The sequence below is a fragment of the Nocardia sp. X0981 genome, from assembly GCF_977089955.1.
Window position 1 is genome coordinate 619,766 of sequence record NZ_OZ372435.1, and the last position, 11,140, is coordinate 630,905.

At 68.9% G+C, this 11,140-nt stretch carries 13 protein-coding genes; 4 read left to right on the top strand and 9 right to left on the bottom strand.

The window, feature by feature from the left end; all coding sequences use genetic code 11:
• The 7 genes from ACYR7D_RS02845 to ACYR7D_RS02875 all read right to left on the bottom strand — a co-directional run bounded on the left by ACYR7D_RS02845 (window position 1) and on the right by ACYR7D_RS02875 (window position 5,579).
• Window positions 1–1,137: a lipase family protein gene (locus ACYR7D_RS02845; RefSeq protein WP_459548073.1), complete on the bottom strand. Its 1,137-nt coding sequence runs from the start codon at window positions 1,135–1,137 to the stop codon at window positions 1–3.
• A 106-nt stretch (window positions 1,138–1,243) separates the two neighbouring features.
• Window positions 1,244–1,774 carry a hypothetical protein gene (locus ACYR7D_RS02850; protein ID WP_459548074.1) on the bottom strand — a complete coding sequence of 177 codons (531 nt, stop codon included), beginning with the start codon at window positions 1,772–1,774 and terminating at the stop codon, window positions 1,244–1,246.
• An 82-nt stretch (window positions 1,775–1,856) separates the two neighbouring features.
• Window positions 1,857–2,654: a family 1 encapsulin nanocompartment shell protein gene (locus tag ACYR7D_RS02855; protein ID WP_459548075.1), complete on the bottom strand. Its 798-nt coding sequence runs from the start codon at window positions 2,652–2,654 to the stop codon at window positions 1,857–1,859.
• On the bottom strand, window positions 2,651–3,703 hold the full coding sequence (locus ACYR7D_RS02860) for a Dyp-type peroxidase (protein ID WP_459548076.1): 1,053 nt from the start codon (window positions 3,701–3,703) through the stop codon (window positions 2,651–2,653). The genes ACYR7D_RS02855 and ACYR7D_RS02860 overlap by 4 nt, the downstream gene beginning before the upstream one ends.
• Window positions 3,704–3,755: 52 nt before the next feature.
• Entirely contained in the window at window positions 3,756–4,082 is a 327-nt protein-coding gene (locus ACYR7D_RS02865) for a cupin domain-containing protein (protein ID WP_459548077.1), read from the bottom strand.
• A 157-nt stretch (window positions 4,083–4,239) separates the two neighbouring features.
• Window positions 4,240–4,743: a dihydrofolate reductase gene (locus ACYR7D_RS02870; RefSeq protein ID WP_459548078.1), complete on the bottom strand. Its 504-nt coding sequence runs from the start codon at window positions 4,741–4,743 to the stop codon at window positions 4,240–4,242.
• On the bottom strand, window positions 4,740–5,579 hold the full coding sequence (locus ACYR7D_RS02875) for a thymidylate synthase (RefSeq protein ID WP_459548079.1): 840 nt from the start codon (window positions 5,577–5,579) through the stop codon (window positions 4,740–4,742). The genes ACYR7D_RS02870 and ACYR7D_RS02875 overlap by 4 nt, the downstream gene beginning before the upstream one ends.
• A 65-nt stretch (window positions 5,580–5,644) precedes the next feature.
• Here ACYR7D_RS02875 and cobF point away from each other — a divergent pair, with 65 nt between their 5' ends.
• The 4 genes from cobF to ACYR7D_RS02895 are packed head-to-tail and all read left to right on the top strand — an operon-like array spanning window position 5,645 to window position 9,904.
• Entirely contained in the window at window positions 5,645–6,385 is a 741-nt protein-coding gene (cobF, locus tag ACYR7D_RS02880; protein WP_459548080.1) for a precorrin-6A synthase (deacetylating), read from the top strand.
• A gap of 36 nt (window positions 6,386–6,421) precedes the next feature.
• Window positions 6,422–6,667, top strand: a complete 246-nt coding sequence (locus ACYR7D_RS02885; protein ID WP_459548081.1) for a DUF2630 family protein — start codon at window positions 6,422–6,424, stop codon at window positions 6,665–6,667.
• An 8-nt stretch (window positions 6,668–6,675) separates the two neighbouring features.
• Window positions 6,676–8,166 carry a dihydrolipoyl dehydrogenase family protein gene (locus ACYR7D_RS02890; protein ID WP_459548082.1) on the top strand — a complete coding sequence of 497 codons (1,491 nt, stop codon included), beginning with the start codon at window positions 6,676–6,678 and terminating at the stop codon, window positions 8,164–8,166.
• Entirely contained in the window at window positions 8,135–9,904 is a 1,770-nt protein-coding gene (locus tag ACYR7D_RS02895) for a carboxylesterase/lipase family protein (RefSeq protein WP_459548083.1), read from the top strand. Before ACYR7D_RS02890 ends, ACYR7D_RS02895 begins: the two co-directional genes overlap by 32 nt.
• Window positions 9,905–9,953: 49 nt before the next feature.
• On the opposite strand, the gene ACYR7D_RS02900 is transcribed toward ACYR7D_RS02895, so the two are convergent.
• A complete protein-coding gene (locus tag ACYR7D_RS02900) occupies window positions 9,954–10,820 on the bottom strand; it encodes an Fpg/Nei family DNA glycosylase (RefSeq protein ID WP_459548084.1) in 867 nt (288 codons plus the stop codon).
• Window positions 10,821–10,830: 10 nt separating this feature from the next.
• Window positions 10,831–11,031 carry an ion channel gene (locus tag ACYR7D_RS02905; RefSeq protein ID WP_459549990.1) on the bottom strand — a complete coding sequence of 67 codons (201 nt, stop codon included), beginning with the start codon at window positions 11,029–11,031 and terminating at the stop codon, window positions 10,831–10,833.
• Between the last annotated feature and the right edge of the window lie 109 nt (window positions 11,032–11,140).

Sequence of the window (11,140 nt, forward strand, 5' to 3'; positions counted from 1 at the left end):
TCAGCGGGGCGGCAGCACTTCCTCGAGAAAGGTCAGGATGCGGTCCAGGCCGCCCCGTTCGCCGATATCTCCGTGGCCGGCGTGGAACAGCTCGGTGTAGTGCTGGGTGCCGTTCTGGAGGAATTGGCCGATGAGGGCGAGGGTCAGCGGTAGCGGGACCACGGTGTCGTAGAAACCGTGGACGAGCAGGATCGGGTCCTGGTAACCGCTGACCGGCACCCCCGTGTACTCCTGCAGGATCTGGGCGAACTCCGGATCGTCCAGCGGCCGTGACAGCAGCTGCCCGATTTCCACTTTGTCCAGCATCGCGCCGGTCCGGGTACTGCACTCGGTACTCAGCTGCTCGACGAAACGCTGACCGTCCGGGGTGAGGTAGGCATCGACATCGACATTCACTCGGGCCCCGCTCATACCGGACAGCACCATGGCCACGGCCCGCCACGGGAAACCCGGCATATCGGGCTGGTCGGGCCGTGAGCGCAGGAAGAAGCTTTCCAGGTTGCTGGCCGGGGCCAGGGCCGCGGTACCGCGGTAGTCGAGTTCGGGCGCATACACCGGGGCGTACCGGCCGGTGCCCAGCGCGGCATGGCCGCCCTGCGAGAATCCGGCGGCCGCCCAGCTGGCGGACAGTTCGGGGAAAGCGGACCGGGCAGCGCGCACAGCGTCGATGGTGGCGGTGGCCTCGGTACCGGTTTGCAGATACGGATGCGGTCCGGGGGACCGCGGGCTCAGGCCGATATAGTCCGGCGCCACGACCGCGTACCCCGCGTCGTTGAGCCGGCCGACGCTCGGCGCCGTATCCTTCTCCAGTTTTTTCGAGCCGGTGAGCCCACAGCTCTGCGCCAGGCCGGAGGTTCCGTGCCCCCAGGCGACCACTCGCCGCCCGCCTTCCGGGGCCGGGCCGGTGGGTATCCGTACGAGGGCCTCGGCGGGTACGAGCATCCCGCCCGGCCCCGTGGTGACGTAGCCGATCCGGCGCATACCGTCGAGCCCGCCCCAGTCCCGGCCGAGGGGTTCGGCCGAGAGCAGCAGACCCGGATACCACGCCTCGTCCGCCTGCGCGGTGGCCGGACGCCCGGCGCACAACGCGGTGACGAGCGCGATCACTCCCGCGATCGCCCGGAGATAGTGAACCATTCCTCTCCTCTGCCGTACGGCGCCTCGGCTGTCCATGGTCGCAGCAATCGGGACCGGTGGCCGGGTGGGTGCCGTTTCCCGGCGTGGTTCCGGGCGTCTCCGGCGGTCAGCGGGTAGGCGGCGCGATCTGCCAGTGCTCCTCGAGAGCTCCCGCGATATCAGGCAGTACCATAACGGGAATTCGTTTGCGCCGCAAAATATTCCGGATCTCATTGATCTGTTCGCGCTTACGCAGGTCATAGGCCCCCGAGACGGGGCCGCGCACCGGCGGAATGGACAGCAGAACCAGTTCGCTGTGCGATTCCGCACCAGCGGTCAGGTCCAGCGCGAGCGACCACCGCGCGCGCTCGTCCAGGCCGAACCGGCCTGCCACCACCCGATCCCAGTCGATACTGGTCACCGACCACGGCGTACGCCGGTGAATGGCGTGCTCGGTGAGTACCACGGTATCCCGGGTGAACAACGCGATCAGGGCCGCTACCGCGAGCACGGCGCCGAGCACGATACCGGTGACCACCCGGCCGGGCCCGAACACCAGCACCACCGGGACCGTCACGGCCGCGACGATCGCGACCCCGGTGAGGCTGTAGCCCACCACCCGCTCGGTGGGCACCACACCCGCGTGCACCATGCGCATACCGACTCCGTTCACCCGCGACGGTGTTGTCGGCCACACCGTACCGGAGCGGGAACGCGGAGCCGGATGACGCGATACCCGCTCAGCGCAGTGCTACCGCGGCCTCGGCGGAGTAGACGTGGAAGGTCATGCTCTGCTGGAAGTACAACCGAACGGTTTCGGCATCGTGCTCCAGATACCCGATGGACAGATCCTGGCCGAGGGTGAGATCGAAATCGCCGCCCCGGGTGGTGAGGACGAACGCACCGTCGATCGCGGGTGCCCAGATGATCTCGCCGTCGGGCACCAGGCGTTCGAGATGGGTGCGCAGCGGATGCCCGTGGTTCGAGGTCTCGCTGACCTTGGTGTACAGGTCGGCGCTGAGCAGCACCGAATAGGGCCCGTCGACACCGGCCAGCCGCAACCGGCTGACGGCCAGGGCGATCACCTCGGGCACCTTGAACACATCCTCGGGCAAACCGACCGCCGGGTTGGACGTGGCCGCCCGGATACCGGTGATCCCGGCCGCGGCGTAGCCCTCGAAGATCGCGCGGTCCTCGGCGAAGGCGATACTGCGGGCGGCGTCCTTGACCGGGTCCAGATCGGTGTCCCGGGCACCGCGCTCCACATTGTCGAGCTCCGCCCGGGAGAGAGTGAACGGGACCCGCAACTCGACCAGCGGCGCGACCACCCGCTGCCGGGCCTGAACCCCCTCGTGCGGAGCGGCGATGGGCGTGGTGTGGCCCAGCCCCCGGGCGGAGTAATCCGTACCGTGCGGACCGGACAGATCCACCACACGACGGCCGGCGCTGTGCCGTTTGAAGGTGCGCGCGGCCTCCTCTTCGATAACCGACCAGGCCGCGCCCGTGATCGGCGCCAGTTCGCGATGGAGGTTGTTCATACGGTGCTGCTCCTTTTCAACGTGCCGATACCGAGAGAGCCGTCCGCGATCGGCGGCGGACCCGGGTCCGCCGCGGGGATCGCGACCGGCTCCGCCGGTACGGCTGCCTCCGGGGCTGCGGGCAGATCGTCGAAGAAATCCTGGGGTGGGACGAAGAACAGGGTGCCGGTGACCGCTGTGGAAAAGTCCAGGATCCGGTCGTGGGTGGCCTCGTCGGTGCCGAGGAACATCCGCTCCAGCATGATCTCGGTGGTCCGGGGTGTGGCGGAATAGCCCACGAAGTAGGTGCCGAACTCGCCCGCACGAATACTGCCGAACGGCATGTTCGCGCGCAGTATCTGGCGTTCGGTGCCGTCGGGTTCGATCACCTGGTTCACCGCGATATGCGAATCCGCCGGTTTCACGTCCTCGTCGAGTTCGAAATCCTCGAGTTTGGTCCGGCCGATCACCCGCTCCTGTTCCTGCACCGGCAGCGCACGCCACGCCGTCAGATCGTGGAGATACTTCTGCACGATCACATAACTGCCGCCGGTGAACTCCGGATCCCCGGCGCCGATCAGTGCTGCCCGGCCGGCCGGGGAATCGGCGAGGGCCCCCTCGGGGTTCTCGGTGCCGTCGACGAACCCGAGCAGATCACGCTGTTCGAAATAGCGGAAGCCGACCGTCTCGTCGACGATCGTGCCCACCCCGGCCAGCCGGTCGCCGATCGCCATGGCCAATTCGAAGCAGGCGTCGTGCACCTGGGCGCGGATGTGGAAGAGGAGATCTCCCGGCGTGGCCGGGGCGTGGTGCAGCGGCCCGGCGTACCCGGGGAACTCGTGCAGTTCGGCCGGACGCGGACCGCTGAACAGCCGGTCCCAGGCGGCCGACCCGATACCGGTGATACAGCCCAGCCCGGCACCCGGCAGCCGGAACCCGATGGCGCGCCGCAAACCCGGCAGTTCGGCGAGCAGATCCCGCGCCGCCGCCTCGCCGCCGGGTTCGACGGTGGCCACGAGGAAATGCGCGGCCGGTGTGAGTGGTTCGAGAATCGGCTGCGACTGCCCCATACGTGCTCACCTTACCGCCGAACCACCCGCTCATCCCGGCGGAAACCCGGGCTCACATGGCCACGGTCAGCAGGAAGGCCACATCGTCGATCGCGTGCACACTGTGCCGCGCCTTCGGCACCACCAGCAGATCCCCGGCCGACCCCTTCCACTCCTTGTCACCGCTGTTCAGGGTGAGGGTGCCGGTGAGTACCAGCAGCGTCGCTTCTCCGTTGTTCTCGTGTTCGGCCAGGCTCCTACCCGCACACAGCGCCACCACGGTCTGCCGCAGAGAATTGACGTGACCTCCGTAGACGGTCTGGGAGCTACGGCCACTGGTGACGGTCGCGGCCAGTTTGAGCTGCTGCCGGGCCACCGCTGTCAGCGATTTCTTGTCCATGGACCGCCTTTCGCCTCCGCATACCCGCGACCGGGCTGGTGATCGCGGGGTCGTACCGCCGAGTATGCCCGACCCGGCGCCCGGGTTCCGGCGTTTCCCGCCGCCGATGAGGTACTCCCCGCCCACGGGCGGTGCGATGACACCGTGGCCGCGGCCCTCAGCGCCGGGTGAAACGCCGGATCCGATAGCGCAGGCCGCTCGAGGATTCCAGCCATGTGCGCGGGTCGGTGGACTGCCATTCCGGCCCGAGTTCGGGCGCGTAGGCATCCCCGGCCACCTCGGTGTCCACCTCGGTGATCAGCAGTTCGGTCGCGTACGGCAGCGCATGCCGGTAGATCTCGCCGCCACCGATCACCCAGGTGGTGGCGGGGGCGGCCGATTCGAGCGCGGCCGCCACCGATGCGGCGGTTTCGGCCCCCTCGGCCGACCAGGCGGACCGGCGGGTCACGACGATATTGCGCCGGCCCGGCAGCGGGCGGAACCGCGCGGGCAGCGAATCCCAGGTGCGCCGGCCCATGACCACCGGATGACCGGATGTGGTGGCCTTGAAACGGGCCATATCCTCCGGCACCCGCCACGGGATGGTGTTGTCCACACCGATCACACCGTCGGGTGTCTGCGCCCAGATCATGCCGATGACGCGCGTGGGGTCCGCGGTCATACCGCCACCGGCGCCTTGATCGCGGGATGATGCCGATAGTCCAGGATCCGCACGTCCTCGTACCGGTAGTCGAACAGGGAGGCCGCCGGCGCGAGTTCGAGCATCGGGAAGGGATAAGGGGTCCGGGTCAGCTGTTCCGCGACCTGCTCCCGGTGATTGTCGTAGATATGACAGTCACCGCCGGTCCAGATGAACTCGCCCGGGATGAGTCCGGTCTGCTGGGCCACCATCGCGGTCAGCAGGGCATAGCTCGCGATATTGAACGGCACCCCGAGGAACAGATCGGCGCTGCGCTGGTACAGCTGGCAGGAAAGCCTGCCGTCGGCCACGTAGAACTGGAACAGCGCATGGCAGGGAGCCAGTGCCATCCGGTCCAGATCGGCCACATTCCAGGCGGAGACCAGCATGCGCCGGGAATCGGGGTCGGTACGCAGGGTGTGCAGCACCTGCGCGATCTGGTCGATATGGCGGCCGTCGGGGGTCGGCCAGGAGCGCCACTGCACGCCGTACACCGGCCCCAGCTCCCCGTCGCTACCGGCCCATTCGTCCCAGATACCGACTCCGCGCTCCTGCAACCACCGCACGTTGGAATCTCCGCGCAGAAACCACAGCAGCTCGTACACGATCGATTTGAGATGCACCTTCTTGGTGGTGATCAGCGGGAATCCGCTCGCCAGGTCGTAGCGCAACTGATGACCGAACACACTGCGGGTACCGGTGCCGGTACGGTCCGCCTTGGCGGTGCCCGTGTGCAGTACCCGCCGGAGCAGGTCCTCGTACTGGGTGTCCGGAGCGCGATGCGGGTCCGGGCCCTGACTGTTCGCTGCGCTGACCACCGCCCGAGCTTACTTGCGCGACCACCCGGCGACCGGCTCACCCCCCGGCCTGCCAAGCTGACCCCATGCGGAAGCTGTATGTGATCGGGATCGGTGCCGGCGACCCCGACCAGGTGACGATGCAGGCCGTCAAGGCCATACGGCAGGTCGACGTCTTCTTCGTCATCGGCAAGGGCACGGACAAACAGGAGCTCGTGGACGTGCGCACCGCGATCCTCGACGAATACACCGACCGCCCCTACCGCCTCGTGGAGATACCCGACCCGCCCCGCGACCGCGCTCCGGCCGACTATCGGGAAACGGTGCGGGATTGGCACGAACGCCGCTCACTGCTGCTGGAAGAGGCGTTCTCCGCTACCGAGGGGGTGGGCGCGATCCTGGTGTGGGGCGATCCGGCCCTCTACGACAGCACCCTGCGCATGGTGGAACGGGTACTGGCCCGCGGCACGCAGTCCTTCGACTACACCGTGATCCCCGGAGTCACCAGCGTGCACGCCCTCGCGGCCCGGCACCGCACCGTACTGCACCGGATAGGCGAACCCGTGCACATCACCACGGGGCGGCGATTGCGCGAAGAGGGACTCGGCCCGGGATCCACGGTGGTCATGCTGGACGCCGACTGCGCCTTCACCACCACCCCCGCCGACACATTCATCTGGTGGGGCGCCTACCTCGGGATGCCCGACGAAACCCTGCTCGCCGGCCGGGTCGGCGATATCGCCGGCGAGATCGTGGCCCGGCGCGGCGAGTTACGGGCGCGCAAGGGCTGGATCATGGACATCTATCTGCTGCGCCCGCCCGAATAACCAGGTGATCGGGGTCACCGGTCGTAGCATGGTCACATGACCGAACAGGACATCCTCGGGCACATCAAGGAGTTGGTCGACCACGAGCACGACCTGCGGTCACGGGCCTCCCGTGGGGAACTCGACCCCGATGTGGAGCGACGCCGGCTGGCCGAGCTGGAGGTCATGCTGGATCAGTGCTGGGATCTGCTGCGGCAGCGGCGGGCCCGGATCAGCAGTAACGAGTCGCCGGACGAAGCCCAGCCCAGATCCCCCGGTCAGGTCGAGGGCTACCTGCAGTAGGCGGCTCGGTGTCCGGAACCGCCGAATACGACGTCATCGTGCTGGGCGGCGGCCCGGCCGGGGAGAATGCCGCCGCTTACGCGGTGGCGGGCAGCGACCGCACCGCGGTCATCGTGGAACGCGAACGCCTCGGCGGCGAATGCTCCTACTGGGCGTGTATCCCCAGTAAGGCTCTGCTGCGGCCGGTCCGGGTGCTCGGCGCCGCACGGGGGCTGCCCGGAGTGGAGGGACGCGGGCCCGATGTGGCCGCGGTGCTGCGCCGGCGCGACGAGTTCGTCCACGCCCGGGCGGGTGGCCACGACGACACGAGCCAGCTCGACTGGGCCCGGCAGCAGGGCATCAAGGTGATCCGTGGCGTCGGCCGGCTCGATGGTGTGCGAACGGTGCGGGTCGGTGAGCGTGAACTACGCGCCCGGCACGCGGTGGTGCTCGCCACCGGTACCCGGGCCGCCGTGCCGGATATCCCCGGACTGCGCGCCGCGCTGCCCTGGACCTCGCGCGACGCGACCAATCTGCACGAGATCCCGAAACGGGCGGTCCTGATCGGTGGCGGAGTGGTCGCCTGCGAGGCGGCGACCTGGTTGTCGGCCCTGGGCACCGAGGTCACCATGCTGGTGCGCGGGAACAGGTTGCTCACCGGTGTCGAACCGTTCGCCGGGCAGCGGGTGGCCGCCGCACTGACCGAGCAGGGGGTGCTGATCCGGTTCGGAACCCGCCCCGTACGGGTCCTGCGACCGGCGGCCGCCGCTCACGGCGAGGGCCGTATCCACGGTGGCCCGGTGACCGTGCACACCACGGGCCCCGACGGAGAGTCCACCCTGAAGGCCGAGGAGATCGTGGTGGCGGCCGGGCGGATCCCGGCCACCGACGATCTCGGCCTCGAGACGGTGGGGCAGGCGGCGGGCTATGTCGAGGTGGACGACCGGCTGACGGTGACCGGGGTGCCCGGCGAATGGCTCTACGCCGTGGGGGATGTCGACCATCGTGTCGCGCTCACCCATATGGGCAAGTACCAGGGCCGGGTGTGCGGCGATGTGATCGCCGCCCGCGCCGAGGGCCGGTCACCGACCGCGCCGCGGCATCGGGCGAGCTCGGACCGGTACGCGGTCCCACAGGTCGTCTTCACCGATCCCGAGGTCGCGGCGGTCGGGCTCACCGCCGCGGCGGCCCGCGCGGCGGGGCACGATATCCGCACGGTCGAACTGGATATCGAGGTCGCCGGTTCCGCCCTCACCCGCGACGACTACAGCGGCCGGGCCGCGCTGGTGATCGACAATGCCACCGGTACTCTGCTCGGCGCTACCTTCGTGGGCCCCGACGTGGGGGAACAGTTACACGCCGCGACGATCGCCGTCGCCGGCCGGGTCCCGCTGGACACGCTGTGGCACGCGGTGCCCGCTTTCCCGACCGTGAGCGAATTCTGGTTACGACTGTTGGAGACCGATCGAGCGTCGTTACCATCGGTCGATGAGCGTGACCGAGCAGATAACGACCGCTGACGGGATCGTCCGCGGTGTCCGCGGACGCCGCGTGATGTACTGGCGGTCGCTCCCCTACGCCGCCCCACCCGTCGGTGACCTGCGGTTCCGGGCTCCTCAGCCGGTGCGGCCGTGGACCGATGTGCGCGATGCGACCTATTTCCGGGCGGCGGGTATCCAGCCCAGCTTCGGCGTGCGGCTCGGCCCGCGCACGCTGCAGGAGATGAGCGAGGATTCACTGACACTCAATGTCGTGGCCCCCGCTGCTCCCGCGGTGCGGCCGCGGCCGGTGATGGTGTTCATCCACGGCGGCGGCTACCTGTTCGGCACGTCGGCACTACGTCTCTACTCCGGGGTACAACTGGCGGCCGACGGCGATGTGATCGTGGTGACGATCAACTACCGGCTCGGCCCGTTCGGGTATGCCGATTTCTCCGAATTCTCCACTCCGGAGAGCCCCTACGACTCCAACCTGGGCCTGCGCGACCAGATCGCCGCGCTGCGCTGGGTGCAGACCAATATCGCCGAGTTCGGCGGGGATCCGGGCAATGTCACGATCTTCGGTGAATCGGCCGGAGCGCACGCGGTGCTGAGTCTGATGGCCACCCCCGCGGCGGCCGGGCTGTTCCACCGAGGTATCGCCCAGAGTCCGCCCGCGGATTGGGGGTTGACGGTCACCGAATCACGGGAGTTCGCCCGCCGGGTCCTGGACAACCTCGGTGTCTCCCCCGCGGAGGCGAACCGGGCGCTACGCGAAGTGGACCCGCACGATATCCGCCGCGCCTTCAACCGGGCCTCGAACGCGGTCATGACCGAGTACCCGGGGTTCTTCCCCGCCGCCCCGGTGGCCGACGCCGATCTGCTGCCGCGCATTCCGATCGACGCCTTCACCGAAGGACACACCCACCGGGTACCGCTCATCATCGGCACCTGCCGCGAGGAAGGCGCCCTGTTCAACCGTTTCGCGGATAACCTGCCCACCCGGCCGGAACGTCTCAAACGCGCGCTGGCCTCCGCCGGACCGGGTCTCTATCCCCGGATCTTCTCCCTCTACCCCGGCTTTCCGGGACAGGCGGCGGCGATCCGGGCCGGCGGCGACTACTTCTTCTGGCGGCCGTCGCTGGCGGTGATGGAGGGCCACAGCCGGCATACCCCCACCTACGCCTACCGCTACGATTTCGCACCCCGCCTGTTCCAGCTCTACAAACTCGGCGCTACTCACGCGACCGACCTCCTGCCGACCTTCGGAGCGGTGTACGAACCGTGGAGCCGAGCGCTCACCGTGGGCGGCAGCCGCCGGGGTCTGCTCACCGTGACCCGTCAATTCCAGGACAATTGGCTGCATTTCGCACGCACCGGCACTCCGCTACCGTCCTGGCCCGCATATACCGAACAGGAGCGCAGCACGCTCATCATCGACGCGCCCAGCCGGGTGGAGCACGACCCGGAGGCCGAACTGCGCGAATTCTGGACGGGCGTACGCGCACCGCTGCTGGCGCCGGCCGGAAAGCGCACGGGCGTACCCGCGCCCACCTCCGGTGAGCCGGTCGGGACAGCGGACGAATCCGGTGTGCCCCCCGTCGGCAATATCGACGACAGCTCGCAGGAGGATACGATCACCGGCACCGCGATACGGATCACCGAGGCGATCACCACCCCTGCCGAAGGCGCCGGCCCCGCCGATACCGGTACGGCGGAAGCGCAGGAGGGGCCCCGCGGCACCGACGACGGGCCCGCCGCACCGGGAAACCCGGGCTGAGGGCCGTTTCCCGGCTGTCGCACCGTTGCACGGCAGGTACGGCTCCGCTTTATTTGAGCAGGCGTGACATCCGCCGGTCGGCGAGGATCTTGCCCCCGGTCTGACAGGTGGGACAGTACTGGAACGAGCGCTCGGTGTAGGAGACCTCGCGGACGGTATCGCCGCAGACCGGGCAGGACATTCCGGCGCGGGCGTGCACCCGCATACCCGACCGCTTCTCGCCCTTCAGCCGGGCGGCGTCCCGGCCCACCGAACGCTCGACCGCGTCGAGCAGTACACCCCGCAGCGCCGCGTAGAGCTCGGAAACTTTCTCGGGCGGGAGAGTTCTCGCGGTGGCGAAGGGCGAGATCCGGGCGGTGTGCAGGATTTCGTCGGAGTAGGCGTTACCGATCCCGGCCAGCACGCTCTGATCCACCAGCACGGTTTTGATCCGTTGCGCGGTGGCACCCAGGAGCGTGGCGAATTCCGGCTCCGTGACCGCGAGCGCGTCCGGGCCGAGACGCGCGATACCCGGAACCTGCCGCGGATCGGATACCACATGGACGGCAAGCCTTTTCCTGGTACCCGCCTCGGTGAGGTCGAATGCGGGGGTATCGCCGGTGGGGGTGAAGAAATGTATCCGCAGCGCCACCGGTCCCCGGCCCGGTTTCGGCGGCGCGGTACTCGGAGCGTCGCTCCAGCGCAACCAGCCCGCGCGGGACAAATGGGTGATCAGCCACAGCCGACCGCACTCCATTCCCAGGAACTTGCCCCACCGCGCGGCCCCGGTCACGTCCCGGCCCGACAGGGCCGTCACCGGCGGGTCGGCCGTTTTGATCACGCTCACCGCCGCTACATCGATACGCCCTACCACCGCGCCGACGGCATGATCCCGCAGGAACTGGGCCAGCGCCTCGATTTCGGGCAGTTCGGGCACGGGCTCCAGGCTACCCGGGATCCTCATCGTCGCGGGGTGTTCGCGCACCGGACGGCACCGGGGGCGGGATATCCAGCCGCCGGGTGATCTCGGTGGTCAGCACCGCCAGCAACACGCCGATCACCACGAGATCGAAAACCGTCTGGATCATGGTGGCTATCCGGCCCTCCTGCCCGGCCGCGTGGATATCACCGAAGCCCACGGTTGCCAGTGTGGCGACGCCGCATTATGCCCCAGATGCGACCGTCCACTGATCCGCCGGAATGCCATACGGACATGTTCTGCCCCGTGGTCCCGAATACCGGCCGGGCACGCCGACG